This window comes from Actinomycetospora termitidis, assembly GCF_030286555.1.
Taxonomy (GTDB): Bacteria; Actinomycetota; Actinomycetes; order Mycobacteriales; family Pseudonocardiaceae; genus Actinomycetospora; species Actinomycetospora termitidis.
Genome location: NZ_JASVWF010000005.1, coordinates 21,438 through 35,784 on the forward strand (window position 1 = coordinate 21,438; position 14,347 = coordinate 35,784).

Genomic DNA, 14,347 nt, shown 5'->3' on the forward strand with positions numbered 1-14,347 from the left:
ACGCCTCCGGAGGTCGCCATGTCCACCACCCACACCGTCGACGTCGTCGTCATCGGCGGCGGCGCCGCGGGCCTCAACGGTGCGCTGATGCTCGCCCGCTCGCGCCGGACCGTCGTCGTGATCGACGGCGGCGACCCCCGCAACGCCCCGGCCGAGGGCGTGCACGGCCTGCTCGCCCTCGACGGCACCCCGCCCGCGGAGCTGCTGCGACGCGGCCGTGAGGACGTGCGGCGCTACGGCGGCCGGATCGTGGCGGGCCGGGTCGTGTCGGCCGGGCGTGACGACGACGACGACTTCCGGGTCGAGCTCGCCGACGACACCGTGCTGCGCGCGCGGCGGCTCCTGGTCGCCACGGGACTGCGGGACGAGCTGCCGGACCTCCCTGGCCTGGCCGAACACTGGGGTCGCGGGCTGGTGCACTGCCCCTACTGCCACGGTTGGGAGGTCCGTGACGAGGCGATCGGCGTGCTCGGCGTCGGGCCCGCCTCGCTCCACCAGGTCCTGCTGTTCCGACAGCTCTCCGATGACGTCGTGTTCTTCCGCGGCGACGTCGAGCTCGACGGGCGCACCCGGGCGCGGTTCGAGGCCCGGGGCGTGCGGGTCGTCGACACCCCGGTGGCGGGCGTCGAGTCGGACGGGCACAGCATCACGGGCGTCCGCCTCGCCGACGGCCGGATCGTGCCCCGCACCGTGCTCGCCGTGGCGACGACGATGCTGGCCCGCACCGACGGCCTCGACGGGCTCGCGCTGCCCACGGAGGACGTCCAGCACGGCCGGCGTGTGGTCTCCGGGCCTGCGGGCACCACCGCCGTGCCCGGGGTGTGGGTGGCGGGCAACGTCACCGACCTGACGGCGCAGGTCGGCGCGTCGGCCGCCGCGGGCGCCCTGGCCGGGGCGCACATCAACGCCGACCTCGCGGCGGCGGAGGCCGAGGCCGCCGTGCCGGAGCCGTTCTCGCCCGCGAGCGAGGCCGCACTGACCGCGCGGATCGTCGGCGAGCGCCGGCACGGCCTCCCGCTCCCGGCCTGACGACGGCGGACGGTCCGGCGTCGGCCCCGTCGCGACGAGACGAACGGGCCGTTCGTCACCTTCTATCGTGACGAACGGCCCGTTCGTGCGGTGGCGGAGCGGCCGGGAACGGCCCTACGAGACGCCCAGGTAGGCGTCCTGGATCGTCGGGTCCGCGAGCAGCTCCGAGCCGGGGCCGGAGCGGGTCACCTCCCCGGTCTCCAGGACGTAGGCCTGGTGGGCGAGCCCGAGCGCCTGCGTGGCGTTCTGCTCGACGAGCAGGATCGTCACGCCCTCCTTGTTGATCTCCTCGATGACGCGGAAGATCTGCTGGATGAACTGCGGCGCGAGGCCCATCGAGGGCTCGTCGAGCAGCAGCAGCCGCGGCCGGGCCATCAGCGCCCGCCCGATGGCGAGCATCTGCTGCTCGCCGCCGGAGAGGGTGCCGCCGACCTGGTTCCGGCGTTCGGCCAGGCGCGGGAAGTACGTGAAGGCCCGCTCCTGGTCGTCGGAGAACTCCTTCGACCGCCGGTCGGAGCGGACGAACCCGCCCATGTCCAGGTTCTCCAGCACCGTCATGCCGGGGAAGATCCCGCGGCCCTCGGGCACCTGGCAGATGCCCTGGCGCACCCGCAGGTCGGCCCGGACCTTCGTCAGGTCCTTGCCGTCGTAGGTCATCGACCCCGACTGCAGGGCGAGCAGGCCGGAGATGGTCTTCATCGTCGTCGTCTTGCCGGCGCCGTTGGCCCCGATCAACGAGACGATCTGTCCCTCCTCCACCGAGAGGGTGATCCCCCGCAGCGCCTGGATCCGCCCGTAGGCGACGTTCACGTCGTGGAGCTCGAGCAGGCTCACTCGTCCACCGCCGTTCCGAGGTAGGCGGAGACGACGGCCGGGTCACGGCGCACCGCGTCCGGCTCGCCGTCGGCGATCTTCCGGCCGAAGTCCAGCACGACGAGCCGGTCGGTCACGCCGAGCACCACGCGCATGTCGTGCTCGACGAGGACCACGGTGTACCCGTCGTCGCGGATCTTGAGGATCAGCTCGGACAGGGCGTCCTTCTCGATCGCGGAGAAGCCGGCCGCGGGCTCGTCGAGACAGAGCAGCTTGGGCTCCGTGGCGAGCGCGCGGGCGATCTCGAGGCGGCGCTGGTCGCCGTAGGGCAGTGAGGTCGCCTTGTCCGCGGCGCGGTCGGCGATCCCCACGAACTCGAGCAGCGCCATCGCCTTGTCGACGGCCTCCCGCTCCTCCCGACGGTGCCGCGGCAGCCGGAGCAGCGCCCCCGGCACCGAGGTGCGGTGGCGGGCGTCGGTGCCGACGACCACGTTCTCCAGGGCCGTCATCGCCCCGAAGAGCCGGATGTTCTGGAAGGTCCGTGCGACGCCGGCCTGGATGATCTTGTAGCGCTTCATCCGGGCCAGGGACTGTCCCTCGAGCCGGATGTCGCCCTCGGTGGGCCGGTAGACGCCGGTGACGATGTTGAAGCACGTCGTCTTGCCGGCGCCGTTCGGTCCGATGAGCCCGAGGATCTCCCCGCGCTTCACGTCGAAGGAGACGTCGTCGAGGGCCGTGAGGCCGCCGAAGCGGACCGTCAGGCCGTCGACCGCGAGCAGGGTCTCCCCCGCCGAGACCGCGATCTCGCGGTCCGGCGCGACCTTCTCCGCGACGGCGGCCTCGTGCTCGGCACGCTCGGCCGCGTCCATCTGCTCGACGGCCTCGAGCAGGCCCTCCGTCACGGTCGAGCTCCGCTGCGCTCCGTCTCCTGCGTCAGGCGTGGTCACTCCCCACCTCCCTGCGGACGCGACCCGGACCGGTCGTCGGGAACGGCCTCTGCGGGCTCACCCGCCGGTCTGGACGAGGGTGTCAACGACGTCGGCGCCACGCCCGTCCCCGCTCCGAACAGCTTCTGGTAGGCCTGCCGACCGTAGGTCAGCAGGTGCTGGCGCATCCCCAGGATGCCCTGCGGCCGGAAGATCATGAGGATGATCAGGGCCAGCCCGAAGACCAGGAAGCGGTACTCCGGCTCGAACTGGAACCGGTCCGGGATGTAGGACACCAGGAAGGCACCGACGACGACGCCGACCTTGTTGCCCTGCCCGCCGAGGACCACGGCGGCGAGGTACAGGATCGAGGTCGTCACGTCGAACCGCTGGTTGTTGACGAACCCGACCTGGGCGGCGAACAGCGTGCCCGACAGCCCGCCGACCGCGGCCCCGATCGCGAAGGCCCAGATCTTGAACTTGTAGGTCGGGACGCCGGTGAGCTCGGCGGCGTCCTCGTCCTCGCGGACCGCGATCCAGGCGCGGCCCACCCGGGACCGCTCCAGGTTGCCCATGAGGAACAGCACGATGATCACGATGGTCACCGCGAGCCAGTAGAAGCCCTGGGCGTCGTTCTGAGTGAAGATCGGCGAGCCGTCGGGGTAGGTCCCGCCGGGCCGCGCGATGTCCTGGAAGCCCCGGTTGCCGCGCAGCGGGTCGATGTTGTCGGCCAGCAGGCGGACGATCTCGCCGAAGCCCAGCGTGACGATCGCCAGGTAGTCCCCGCGCAGTCGCAGGGTCGGTGTCCCGAGGATGACGCCGGAGATCATCGTGATCACCATGGCGATCGGCACGATCACGAGCCACGGGAACCGAACGCCGAGCTCGGAGTCCGGCGAGGACAGCACCGCCGCGGAGTAGGCCCCGATCGCGAAGAAGCCGACGTAGCCGAGGTCGAGCAGACCCGCCTGCCCGATGACGACGTTAAGACCGATCGCGATCAGCGCGAACACCGCCGCGTTGAACAGCGCGATGGGGAACGAGGTCGCCGGCTCGGTGGTGATGATCGGCGGGTTGAGCACCGGCAGCAGGTAGATGATCGCGGCCACCGGCACCAGCAGACCCCACTGCTGGGGTCGGCTGCGGGCGTTCCACCAGCGGGAGAGCTCGCCGAACCGCCCTCCCGACGACGACGGGGCCCGCTCCGTCTCGGTCGTCGCGGTCATACCCTCGCCTTCCCGAGCGACTCGCCGAGGATCCCGGTCGGACGGAACATCAGCACGCCCACGAGCAGCACGAACGCGACGACGTCGCGCCAGTCGCCGCCGAACAGGGACTGTCCGTAGTTCTCCGCGATGCCGAGGATCAGGCCGCCCAGCAGGGCGCCGCGCAGGTTGCCGATGCCGCCGAGGACGGCCGCGGCGAACGCCTTGATGCCGAGCAGGAAGCCGCCGTTGAACACCGCGCCCTGCGGGATCGTCATCAGGTAGAACAGCGCGGCCGCGCCGGCGAGCAGGCCGCCGAGCAGGAACGTGATCATGATGACGCGCTCGCGGTTGACGCCCATGAGCGTGGCGGTGGCGGGGTCCTGGGCGACGGCACGGACGCCGCGGCCCAGGCGCGTGCGGTTCACGAACGAGTCGGCGACGACGAACAGCGCCAGGGCCGCCACGATGATGATCAGCTGCAGGTTGGTCACCGGCGCACCGAAGATCCGGAACAGTGGCTCCGGCGGGAGCAGGCGGATGGTGCCCTCGGGGTTCGATCCGCGCGTGATCCGGAAGACCTGCTGGATGACGAACGACGCGCCGATCGCGGTGATGAGGAAGGCGAGGCGTGGCGCGTTGCGCTTGCGCAGCGGCCGGTAGGCGACGCGTTCGAGGATCACCGCCGCGACGCCCGCGAGGATCATGCCGACCGCACCCGCGAGGACGAGGTTGGCGATGATGCCGGCGAGGGGGACGTTGGGCGTCTGGCCGGGCTGGAAGCCGAGCGCGAGGAAGGTGAAGTACACGCCGAACACCCCGATCACGAAGATCTCGGAGTGGGCGAAGTTGATGAGCTGGAGCACCCCGTAGACCAGGGTGTAGCCGAGGGCGACCAGGGCGTAGATGCTCCCGTAGGAGAGCCCGTTGATGGTGTTGGCCCAGAAGCGGTCGAGGAACAACCCGACGTCGAAGTTGATCCACGGCCCGGAGCCCTGGGCCACCAGGTCCGTGACTGCGGTGAGGGTGTGGATGACGCTCTCCCTGGGGGCGCCGGCGGCCGAGGTGGTGACCCGGCCGGGGGAACGCGGAGCCTCGTCGTCGAGGCCCCGCGGGGGCGGACGCACGACGGCCGCGCCCGGGCTGGTGGCCCGGACGCGGCCGTCGGCGTGGTGATCAGCCGGTGATCGGCGAATCCGTGACGATCTTGTCGCCGTCGACCCGGTAGACGTACACCGGGGTGTCGGTGAGCTCGCCGTTGGGCTGCCACTGGAACTTCTTGGTCAGGCCCTGGCCGTTGTAGGACTTGACGAAGTTCAGCAGCGCCGGACGCGAGTTCGCGCCCTTGTCGATGCCCTGCAGCAGGATGGTCGCGGCGTCGTACGCCTCGGCCGAGTAGGTCTGCGGCGGGGTGTTGTAGGCCTGCTGATAGGCCTGCGTGAAGGCGGTGAAGCCCTCCTGCGGGACGCACGGGCAGGTCAGGAACGACCCGTTGGCCGAACCGGCCGCGTTCACCACGAACTGCTCGTCCTTGACGCCGTCCGGCGCGACGAACGGCGTCTGCACACCAGCGTCACGCAGCTGCTGGATCAGCGGCGAGGCCTCGGTGTAGTAGCCGGCGTAGAAGATCGCCTGCGGGTTGGCCTGCTGGACCTGGCCGACCGTCGCGGAGAACTCCTTCTGGTTGGTCTTGACGTCGCCCTGGCACGCGGCCACCTGCGGGCCGAGCGCCTGGGTGACCGCCTGGGCCAGCCCGATGCCGTAGTCCGAGTCGTCCTTGATGACGCAGATCGACTGCGGGTTGAACTTGCCCTGCATCCACTTCGCCGCGGCCGGGCCCTGCACCGCGTCGTTGCCGAGGCCACGGAAGAAGTTGGTCCAGCCGTTCGCCGTGAGGCCGGGGTTGGTGGCCGACGGCGTGATGTTGACCAGGCCCGCGGCGTTCAGCGCCGGGCCGACGGCCTTCGACTCACCGGAGAACGGCAGGCCGACGATGCCGAGGACGGCCTGGTTGTTGATGACGGCCTGCGTCGGGCCGACCGCGGTGTCGGGCGTGCCGCCCGAGTCCGCCTTGACCAGGGTGACCTGGCAGCCCTGGTTGGCCTGGTTGTGCTGGTTGACGGCCAGCTCGGTGGCGTTGGCGATCGCCTGCCCGAGGGCGGCGTTCTGGCCGGCGAGGGTGCCGACGTACGCGATCGAGGTGCCGGGGGCGCACCGTCCCTGGCCGTCTCCGGCCGGGAGGACGGCGTTGTTCGGCTGGGCGGGGGCGGGGGCCGCGCTGGTCTGCGCCGGGCCGCTCCCGCTCTGGTTGGCGCAGCCGGAGAGCACCAGGGCCGCTGCCGCGACCAGGGCACCTGCGGCGGCGAGCCGACGTCGGACCACTGAACAAACCTCCGTTGCTGGTGTTCGCAGAGCGACCGTTGAAGTTCCAAACTCCGCCGGTCGGGTGGGAAACATAGACCCAAATCACCGCGAGGAACAGCGGGCGTCCAGCTGGTATCGAAGCCGTAACGCGAGGTGTGGCCGGGCGGGTGGGCCACCCGGCGAACCCGCTCAGGGTTGGGTACGCTCAGGGATCCATCGGCCGCTCACCAGCCGATACACGGTCACCGAGTCCGACCCGACGTCGCCGAACCGGTCGAACGAGATGCTTCCGGTCACGCCGTCCGCATCAGAGGACTGGACCGCCTGCGTCACCGCGGGTCGTTGATCGGTCGACCACTCTCCGCCACCACGACCAGTGATGACGGAGCCGGCGGCCGACAGGACGACGTTGGCCGCGTCGAAGCTGAAGGCCCCGTACTCGCCGTAGCCCTCCCGGTACCCCGCCGCCCGGTAGGCGTCGACGAACGCCCGCGCGCCCGGCAGCGTCTCGGGGGGCGCGCCGACCGACGTGCCGAGGTCGCCCTCGCGGCCCCCGGCGGCGGCGTAGCCCGGGTTGACCATGCCGTCGCCGCCCATCACGGGGCCCGCGTCACCGCCCAGGGCCTCGGCCAACGGGCCGCCGGCCGGGTACTCCCCGCCGTAGAAGACCGCCTGGGGCCGGGCGGCGCGGACCGCGGCGACGGTGGCGTCGCGGGCGGAGGCCGGTGCGGCGGCGGGCAGGGTCTGGCGGAGGACGACCTGCCCGCCGCGGGTCTGGAACTGCTTCACGAACTCGTTCGCGATGCCCTCGCCGTAGGTGTTGCCGTCGCTGACGACCGCGACCCGGCTGCGCCCGCCGGCCGCCAGGAAGTTCGCGGCGAGCGGCCCCTGCACGGCGTCGGTGGCGACGACGCGGAAGTAGGTCTGGTACTGCCGCAGCGGGGCGGTGACGGGGTTCGCGCCGCGCGTGAGCGAGGTGTTCGTGTTGCCCGGGGACACCTGGACGACGCCGGCCTCACCCAGCACGGGCTGCACGGCCTGGGCGGTGGAGGAGTTGTACGTCCCGACGACCCCGATCAGGTCCGGGTTCGCGACCAGGTCCCGGGCGGCGGCGGCGCCGGTCGCGGGGTCCGCCCGGTCGTCGCGGGCGTCCAGCGCGAGCCGGTAGCCCGGGATCGCGCACTGCTCGTTGGCCTCGCGCACCGCGAGGTCGGCGCCGTTGCGCATGCCCGCACCGATGTTCGCGAGGTCGCCCGACAGCGGGGCGACGAGCCCGACCGTGAGCGTGCCGCGGTCGGTGTCGCAGTCCCCGGGCGACGAGCTGGATCCGCCGCACGCCGTCAGGGTCAGAGCGGCCCCCACCACGACCGCTGCCATCGCAGCGCAGCGCCTCATGGCCGAGCACCGTAGGTCACGATCGAGTGACGCCCGTGATCGGGTCCGCTCGTTGGTGCAGGTCAGCGAGCCGGGTCACTCACGCGGCGGAACGACGCATCGTCACCGTGGCCGTCTCTCGTCGGGCGATACCCCGCTCAGCCGAACGTCTCGACGACCGCGTCCGCGACCGCCTTCATCGTGGTCCGGCGGTCCATCGCGGTGCGCTGGATCCAGCGGAACGCGTCGGGCTCGGTCATCTTCTTCTTCGACATCAGCAGGCCCTTGGCGCGCTCGACCGCCTTGCGGGTCTCGAGGCGCTCGGTGAGCTCGGCGACCTCGTTCTCGAGCGCGCTGACCTCGGCGAACCGGCTGGCGGCCACCTCGATGGCCGGGACGACGTCGGTCTTCGTGAACGGCTTGACCAGGTAGGCCATGGCGCCGGCGTCGCGCGCGGACTCGACGAGCTCGCGCTGGCTGAAGGCGGTGAGCATGACGACGGGGGCGATCCGCTCGCGGGCGATCGTGGACGCCGCCTCGAGGCCGTCGGTGCCCGGCATCTTGATGTCCATCATGACCAGGCCCGGTCGCAGCGAGCGGGCCATCTCGATCGCCTGCGCACCGTCGCCCGCCTCGCCGACGACGTCGTAGCCCTCCTCGCGGAGCATCTCCACGAGATCCATGCGGATGAGCGCCTCGTCCTCGGCCACGAGCACGCGGAGGGCCTCGCGGGGCGTCTCCTGCGGCTCGGGGACGGTGTCCACCTCGGCGACGATCTCCGCGGCCTGCTGGCTCATGGCGGTCCTCCTGTGCGCGTCGCTGCGGCCGGCGACGCCCGATGTCTCCCCCGAGGGGCGGGCCGGTCATCGACTCCGGGCTGGCCGGCTCGATTCAGCTGGAGCCTATCCGCCCGACCTGCGCGGGCGTCGACGACGAGCGCCACGGTGAGGGGGCTGTCACACGGTCGCGGCCCCGTCAGATGGTGGTGCGTCCGACACGCCGTCGATGAGCGAGCACTCTCGGCGGTCCGGACATCGAGCCCGCCACCGCCTGTGCTCGCTCGACCCGTGGGGAGTCGTCGGCGTCGTCGGTGCGCCGCATTCCGCCGCGCACGACCGCTTCACGGGGACACTCGTGCGGTGGCTAGACTCGAGCCAGGCCGGAAATTCGGCGAATGCAGTAAGCCCTCGTAGTCCAATTGGCAGAGACGGTGGTCTCAAACTCCATACAGTGTGGGTTCGAATCCCACCGAGGGCACTTCTTCCATCTCCGCTCCTCAAGATCGCCGCAACAACGAGGATCCGAGGCCTCAGCATCCGAATCCTCGTTGTTCTGGTGATCTTGGATCAGGCGGACTCGAGCTCATCGCGCCGCGAGCCGATGGCCTGCATCGTGGACGAGGTCCGCGAGCAGTTCACCCACGTGGTGATCCCTCGCGCGCGACAGCACGCGGCGGCCGTCGCGGCGTTGGGTGATCAGGCCCACCAGGCGCAGCTTCGCGAGGTGTTGGGAGACGGCCGGGCGGGCCACCCCCAGGCGTTCCGCGAGCGAGGACACGTCGAGCTCCTCGCCGCAGAGCAGCCACAACAGACGCAGCCGGGTCGGGTCGGCGAGCATGCGCAGGCCCTCCACGACCTCGTCGACGCGTTCGTCGGCCGGGAGCTGTTGCCACCCCCCGGCGGCTGCATCGTTGTCGCGTGCGCACACGAGCACGTATGTTGGCACGAGGAACCGCCGGGCACCACCGTGGAGGTCGGACGATCATGACGAGCGTGACACCGATCCGTCGATCCGTCGGCCGCTCCGGTCAGGCCCAAGGGCTGCCCGCCCGACCTGCGGTACACGGCTGCGGGCACGGGGACACCGGCTCGAGCAGGGCCGGTTCCGTCGTCGCAGAGGTCCTCGCGCTGCACGGCGCCCTCGCCGACCGCGCGGACCTCTCCCCCGGCCCGGAGACGAACGACCTCTTCGGCCGGCTCGTCGCACTCGCGATCGAGCCGGGCGCCGCGCGCGAGGCCGAGACCGTGCTCGCCGACCCCGCCGTCGCGACCCTCCTGCCCGAGCTGCGGCGGCTCTGCGCGGACGGCGAGTACCACCTGGAAGAGCACTGGGCGCGCCGTGTCCTCGCGGCGTCCGATCCCGCCGCCGAACTGGCCCGGTTCCCCTATCACCAGAACTACGTCGACCTGACGCGCCTGGAACACCACGCGGTGACCGGCCTCGTCCCGGAGGGCCCGCGGCGGGTCCTGTTCGTCGGCTCCGGCCCGCTGCCGCTCACCTCGATGCTGCTGGCGGAGCGGTACGGCTGCGAGGTCGACAACCTCGACCACGCGCCGGAGGCGGCCACGCTCGGCGGCGCGCTGGCGACGGCCCTCGGGCGGACGGGCCTGCGCTTCCGCACCGGCGAGGCGGAGGACGTCGACGGCCTCGAGCGCTACGACCTCGTCTACCTCGCCGCCCTCGCCGGCCTGGAGCCGACGTCGAAGCAGCGGCTGCTCGCCCACCTCGGCCGATGTCTGGCCCCCGGCACCCTCGTCCTCGCCCGCAGCGCGCACTCGCTGCGCGGGCTGCTCTACCCGGTGCTCGACCCCCACGACCTGCCCGGCCTCGAGACCCTGTCGGTCGTGCACCCGTTCACCGACGTCGTCAACTCCGTCGTGGTCGCGCGCGTCCCCGGTTAGGGCCCGGCGAGGTCCGCGACGATAGGGCGGTGGTCCGAGACCGTCACCGGCGGCGCGTCGGCGGAGACCACGCCGAAGCCGCGGACCAGCACGTGGTCGATCGCGCCCGCACCCGTCGTCGGGAAGGAGCCGACGGACGTGAGGCTCCCCAGGGGCCCGACGTCGACGCTGTTGAGGTCGCCCAGCACGACCGTCGGACGCCCGTCGACCGCCGCCGCCAACGCCGCCTGTTGCGCTCCGGCGACGCCATTCAGCCCCAGGTGGGCGTTCAGCACCACGAACGACCCGAGGTCGACGCGCTGGTAGCCGCGCTGCTCGTCCCGGCGGTCGGGCGCGAAGAGCTGAACGGTCGCGGCGACCACGGGCCGCCGGACGAGCATCGCCAGCCCGTAGGTCACCGGTCCGCGATCGGCGCACGGTCGCCGCAGGGCGGCGTTCACCGGCGCCGCGTCCTCGGCCGGCGTGGGCACGACCGGGCCGGGCACGGCGACGTAGTCCAGACCGTGCTCGCGCCCCAGGAGGTCGGCGAGCTCCCCCGCCTCCACGGCGCAGATCTCCTGCAGGCCCACGACGTCGGGTCGCGCGGCGGCGATCGTCGGCGCCCAGTCCGCCGGGTCGTGGCGGGACGTGAGGACGTTCCAGGTCATCACCCGGAGGGACGCCGGGCGCTCGGCCGTCGGGGTGCAGGCGGCGAGCAGCAGGAGTACGAGCACCGCCGCGCGGGCAACCGTCGTCCCCGGACGTGGAGGGGGACGACGATGGCGTCGGAGGCGGTCGCGGACACCGATCAGCTCGAGGAGGGCGAACCGTTCCGGGTCGAGCTGGCCGGCACGCCGATCTGTGTGGTCCTGCTGAGCCCCACCGAGGCGTGTGCGGTGCAGGACACCTGCACCCACCAGGGACAGTCGCTCGCGGAGGGGCACGTCACCGAGGACGACGAGATCGTCTGCCCGGCGCACGCCTCGACGTTCGACCTGCACACGGGCGAGGCGCGCGGCATCCCGGCGGTCGACCCGGTCGCGACGTTCCCCTGCGAGATCCACGACGGCGCGGTGTGGGTGGACGCGGGCTGATCAGGTCCGGGTGAGCCGGCGCCGGTTCCCCCGCACGGCCCGCTGCACCGGGGCCAGGACGTCGCCGACGAAGCGGGCGGTGTCCGTCGGCGGGCGGCTCACCGCGATCCAGCCTGCTTGCCCGAACGCGGACGCCTTCTCCGTGACCATGCGGCGCAGCTCCCGGCGGTCCCGCGCGCTCGGCGGCCAGCCGCCCGCGACCAGGCGTGCGGTGCGCGCCCCGATGACGATCGGGGCCGACACCGTGATCTCGACGAGCTGCACCCACGGGCGCACCCATCCCCTGCTCGCAGCGGCCATGAACCCGACGCTACCCACGACGCCTTCCGCCCGGTTGGCATCGCCCTGGTGGATGGAACACGGCTCGCCTACGGTGACCGCGCCCACAACCCGCCGTCGGGAAAGGACGTCGATGTCCGATCAGCGTCAGGTGCGCCGCGTCCTCGGCGCGAGCCTCGTCGGCACCACCATCGAGTGGTACGACTTCTTCATCTACGCCTCGGCCTCCGGGCTGGTGTTCGGGCAGCTGTTCTTCTCCCCGCTCGGCCCGACGGCGGGTCTGCTCGCCTCGTTCGCGACCATCGGGGTCAGCTTCGTCGTGCGCCCCGTCGGCGGGGTGCTCGCCGGGCACCTGGGTGACCGCTTCGGGCGCCGCGGGGTCCTGGTCGCAACGCTGCTGCTGATGGGCATCTCGACGGTCGGGGTCGGCCTGCTGCCCACGTACGCGTCGGTCGGCGCGGCCGCCCCGGTGCTGCTGGTGGTGCTGCGGCTGCTGCAGGGCGTCTCGGCCGGCGGCGAGTGGGGCGGCGCGGCGCTGATGTCGGTGGAGCACGCCCCGCACGGCAAGCGCGGCTACTACGGCTCGTTCCCGCAGCTCGGCGTCCCGATCGGGCTGCTGATCGCCAACGCGGTGTTCTTCACGGTGTCCGGGCTGACCACCCGTGAGCAGTTCCTCGCGTGGGGCTGGCGCATCCCGTTCCTGCTCTCGATCGTGCTGATCGGGGTCGGCTTCGTGATCCGCTACCGCGTCGACGAGAGCCCGGTCTTCGACGAGCTCCGTCGCCGTCGGGCCCGCCGGTCCGCACCGCTCGGCGTCGTGCTGCGGCAGCACCCGCGGGAGCTGCTGGTCGGCATCGGTCTGTTCATGGCCAACAACATGGCGGGCTACCTGTTGATCGCCTTCATCACCTCGTACGGGACCCGATCACTCGGACAGTCGACGGCGACGATGCTGCTGGTGGGCATCGCGGGCGCGGTCTCGTGGGGCTTCGCGACGCTGTGGGCCGCACGCTGGTCGGACCGGGTCGGCCGCAAGCGGGTCTACCTCGTCGGCACGCTCGCCCTGCTGGTCTGGTCGTTCCCGCTGTTCCTGCTGCTCGACACCGCGAACGTGGGGCTCATGGTGCTCGCGGTCGTGGTCTTCGGGATCCCGCTCGGCCTGACCTACGGCCAGCAGTCTGCGACCTACGCCGAGATGTTCCCGGCGTCGGTGCGCTACAGCGGCGCGTCGCTGGCCTACGCCCTCGGCGCGGTCCTCGGCGGTGCGTTCGCCCCGCTGCTGGCGGCCGCCTTCGTCGAGGCGACCGGCACCTCACTGTCGGTGTCGGCCTACATGGCCGTGCTCGCGCTGATCACCCTCGCCGCGGTGCTCGCCATGCGGGAACGCCCCGCGGCCGAGCGCGAGGCCTTCGTCGACGGCCTTCCCGACGACAGGTCGGTGCCGGCCGAGGCGTGAGCTGCGGCTACGCGCCGTCGAGGGCCGCGACGATCCGGGCCTCGGCGTCGGCGAGGTAGGCGTCGAGCTCGGTCGCCGCGTCGTCCAGGCGGCCCTGCTCCACGAGGCGGGTGACCGTGGTGTTCCGCTCCAGGTAGGGCGCGTGGAAGTCCTCGCGGACGCCGACCCGGTGGAAGATCAGCCGCATCTCGGCGAGCAGCAGGGCCATCTGCGTGTCGAGCCGGTCGCTGCCGGCCAGCGCGACGACCGCGCGGTGGAAGTGCTGGTTCGCGTCCGCGACCCCGGTCCAGTCCTGCTGCGCCGCGGCCGCGTGCCCCTCGTCGACCGCGACGGCGAGCGCCTTCACGGCGGACGGATCGCCGGCGTGGACCCCGTGCCGGACGGCGGCCGGCTCGACGAGCCGCCGGGCCCGGTACACGTCGCGGACGTCGGTGAGACCCGGCGTCGAGACGAACACCCCGCGGTGCTGCTCCCGGACGAGGATGCGCTCGGAGATCAGCTCGCTGAACGCCTCGCGGAGCGTGTTGCGGCTGACGGCGAGGGCCTCGCAGAACGCCTGCTCCGGCAACCGGACCCCGGGCAGCAGGAGCCCCTCGACGACCTGCTCGCGCACCGCGTCCGCCACGCGCTCCGCGGTCGACGACGTCTGCGCAACCTGCACACGGGCGAGCGCGTCGAGGGCGGAGCGGGCCGGGTCGGTCACGATCACCAGCGTACGTCTCGCCGGATCGTTCAACGATGGGTCGTCGCTTCGATCCTCGACGAAGGGTGCGGCGGGCAGGGTCGGGCGTGTGCGCCGAGACCAGCCCGCCGGCACCGTTGCGCGACGCACACGGCCGGAGCACGCCGACCCGTTCGGTTCGCGCTGTGCGTGCGGCACACGGCCGGAGCACGCCGACCCGTTCCGTTCGCGCTGTGCGTGCCGCACACGGCCGGAGCACGCCGATCCGTTCCGATCGCGCGGTGCGTGCCACACACGGCCGGAGCACGCCGACCCGTTCCGTTCGCGCTGTGCGTCCCGCACACGGCCTGGCCCGGTCCGCGACCATGATCAGCAGTTCGGGAGCGACACGCGCAAGATCTGGTGCGACTCGCCCACGAAGTACAGATCATGGTCTGCCCGGCCGGCCGTCACCGAGCCCATCGG

At 72.2% G+C, this 14,347-nt stretch carries 15 protein-coding genes and 1 tRNA gene; 5 read left to right on the forward strand and 11 right to left on the reverse strand.

Annotated elements, in window-relative coordinates:
- Positions 1–18 precede the first annotated feature (18 nt).
- Positions 19–1,029 carry an NAD(P)/FAD-dependent oxidoreductase gene (locus tag QRT03_RS20770; RefSeq protein ID WP_286054960.1) on the forward strand — a complete coding sequence of 337 codons (1,011 nt, stop codon included), beginning with the start codon at positions 19–21 and terminating at the stop codon, positions 1,027–1,029.
- A 114-nt stretch (positions 1,030–1,143) separates the two neighbouring features.
- Here the strand turns inward: QRT03_RS20770 and QRT03_RS20775 are convergent, their stop codons facing one another.
- The 7 genes from QRT03_RS20775 to QRT03_RS20805 form a co-directional block, all read right to left on the reverse strand.
- Complete coding sequence (locus tag QRT03_RS20775) at positions 1,144–1,863, reverse strand: ABC transporter ATP-binding protein (RefSeq protein WP_286054961.1); 720 nt, start codon at positions 1,861–1,863, stop codon at positions 1,144–1,146.
- The gene (locus QRT03_RS20780) at positions 1,860–2,711 is read right to left on the reverse strand and encodes an ABC transporter ATP-binding protein (RefSeq protein ID WP_286055398.1); all 852 of its coding nucleotides are present in this window, start codon (positions 2,709–2,711) and stop codon (positions 1,860–1,862) included. The genes QRT03_RS20775 and QRT03_RS20780 overlap by 4 nt, the downstream gene beginning before the upstream one ends.
- 74 nt (positions 2,712–2,785) lie before the next feature.
- The gene (locus QRT03_RS20785; RefSeq protein WP_286054962.1) at positions 2,786–3,994 is read right to left on the reverse strand and encodes a branched-chain amino acid ABC transporter permease; all 1,209 of its coding nucleotides are present in this window, start codon (positions 3,992–3,994) and stop codon (positions 2,786–2,788) included.
- The gene (locus QRT03_RS20790; protein ID WP_286055399.1) at positions 3,991–4,935 is read right to left on the reverse strand and encodes a branched-chain amino acid ABC transporter permease; all 945 of its coding nucleotides are present in this window, start codon (positions 4,933–4,935) and stop codon (positions 3,991–3,993) included. Before QRT03_RS20790 ends, QRT03_RS20785 begins: the two co-directional genes overlap by 4 nt.
- A 214-nt stretch (positions 4,936–5,149) precedes the next feature.
- Positions 5,150–6,355, reverse strand: a complete 1,206-nt coding sequence (locus tag QRT03_RS20795) for a branched-chain amino acid ABC transporter substrate-binding protein (protein ID WP_286054963.1) — start codon at positions 6,353–6,355, stop codon at positions 5,150–5,152.
- Positions 6,356–6,526: 171 nt separating this feature from the next.
- Entirely contained in the window at positions 6,527–7,732 is a 1,206-nt protein-coding gene (locus QRT03_RS20800; protein ID WP_286054964.1) for a branched-chain amino acid ABC transporter substrate-binding protein, read from the reverse strand.
- Positions 7,733–7,869: 137 nt separating this feature from the next.
- Positions 7,870–8,508, reverse strand: coding sequence for an ANTAR domain-containing response regulator (locus QRT03_RS20805; protein ID WP_286054965.1), 639 nt, complete (start codon positions 8,506–8,508; stop codon positions 7,870–7,872).
- A gap of 386 nt (positions 8,509–8,894) precedes the next feature.
- Between QRT03_RS20805 and QRT03_RS20810 the strand changes: the two genes are divergently transcribed.
- A tRNA-Leu gene (locus tag QRT03_RS20810) sits at positions 8,895–8,968 on the forward strand.
- A 105-nt stretch (positions 8,969–9,073) separates the two neighbouring features.
- Here the strand turns inward: QRT03_RS20810 and QRT03_RS20815 are convergent.
- Positions 9,074–9,418, reverse strand: coding sequence for an ArsR/SmtB family transcription factor (locus tag QRT03_RS20815; RefSeq protein WP_286054966.1), 345 nt, complete (start codon positions 9,416–9,418; stop codon positions 9,074–9,076).
- Positions 9,419–9,483: 65 nt separating this feature from the next.
- Between QRT03_RS20815 and QRT03_RS20820 the strand changes: the two genes are divergently transcribed.
- A complete protein-coding gene (locus QRT03_RS20820) occupies positions 9,484–10,392 on the forward strand; it encodes a nicotianamine synthase family protein (RefSeq protein ID WP_286054967.1) in 909 nt (302 codons plus the stop codon).
- Here QRT03_RS20820 and QRT03_RS20825 read toward each other — a convergent pair.
- Positions 10,389–11,105: an endonuclease/exonuclease/phosphatase family protein gene (locus QRT03_RS20825; protein ID WP_286054968.1), complete on the reverse strand. Its 717-nt coding sequence runs from the start codon at positions 11,103–11,105 to the stop codon at positions 10,389–10,391. The genes QRT03_RS20820 and QRT03_RS20825 overlap by 4 nt on opposite strands.
- Positions 11,106–11,150: 45 nt before the next feature.
- Here QRT03_RS20825 and QRT03_RS20830 point away from each other — a divergent pair, with 45 nt between their 5' ends.
- Positions 11,151–11,465: a Rieske (2Fe-2S) protein gene (locus tag QRT03_RS20830; protein WP_286054969.1), complete on the forward strand. Its 315-nt coding sequence runs from the start codon at positions 11,151–11,153 to the stop codon at positions 11,463–11,465.
- On the opposite strand, the gene QRT03_RS20835 is transcribed toward QRT03_RS20830, so the two are convergent.
- Positions 11,466–11,765 carry a hypothetical protein gene (locus QRT03_RS20835; protein WP_286054970.1) on the reverse strand — a complete coding sequence of 100 codons (300 nt, stop codon included), beginning with the start codon at positions 11,763–11,765 and terminating at the stop codon, positions 11,466–11,468.
- A gap of 112 nt (positions 11,766–11,877) precedes the next feature.
- Between QRT03_RS20835 and QRT03_RS20840 the strand changes: the two genes are divergently transcribed.
- Positions 11,878–13,200, forward strand: a complete 1,323-nt coding sequence (locus QRT03_RS20840) for an MFS transporter (protein WP_286054971.1) — start codon at positions 11,878–11,880, stop codon at positions 13,198–13,200.
- Between the two features lie 7 nt (positions 13,201–13,207).
- Here QRT03_RS20840 and QRT03_RS20845 read toward each other — a convergent pair whose 3' ends face one another.
- Entirely contained in the window at positions 13,208–13,903 is a 696-nt protein-coding gene (locus QRT03_RS20845) for a GntR family transcriptional regulator (protein WP_286054972.1), read from the reverse strand.
- Positions 13,904–14,347 lie beyond the last annotated feature (444 nt).

What these genes read in the sequence shown, in the direction of transcription:
- QRT03_RS20770 (WP_286054960.1), top strand. Translation starts at nt 19, where the DNA reads ATGTCCACCACCCACACCGTCGACGTCGTCGTCATCGGCGGCGGCGCC.
- QRT03_RS20780 (WP_286055398.1), bottom strand. Translation starts at nt 2,711, where the DNA reads ATGGACGCGGCCGAGCGTGCCGAGCACGAGGCCGCCGTCGCGGAGAAG.
- QRT03_RS20785 (WP_286054962.1), bottom strand. Translation starts at nt 3,994, where the DNA reads ATGACCGCGACGACCGAGACGGAGCGGGCCCCGTCGTCGTCGGGAGGG.
- QRT03_RS20800 (WP_286054964.1), bottom strand. Translation starts at nt 7,732, where the DNA reads ATGAGGCGCTGCGCTGCGATGGCAGCGGTCGTGGTGGGGGCCGCTCTG.
- QRT03_RS20805 (WP_286054965.1), bottom strand. Translation starts at nt 8,508, where the DNA reads ATGAGCCAGCAGGCCGCGGAGATCGTCGCCGAGGTGGACACCGTCCCC.
- QRT03_RS20830 (WP_286054969.1), top strand. Translation starts at nt 11,151, where the DNA reads ATGGCGTCGGAGGCGGTCGCGGACACCGATCAGCTCGAGGAGGGCGAA.
- QRT03_RS20835 (WP_286054970.1), bottom strand. Translation starts at nt 11,765, where the DNA reads ATGGCCGCTGCGAGCAGGGGATGGGTGCGCCCGTGGGTGCAGCTCGTC.
- QRT03_RS20840 (WP_286054971.1), top strand. Translation starts at nt 11,878, where the DNA reads ATGTCCGATCAGCGTCAGGTGCGCCGCGTCCTCGGCGCGAGCCTCGTC.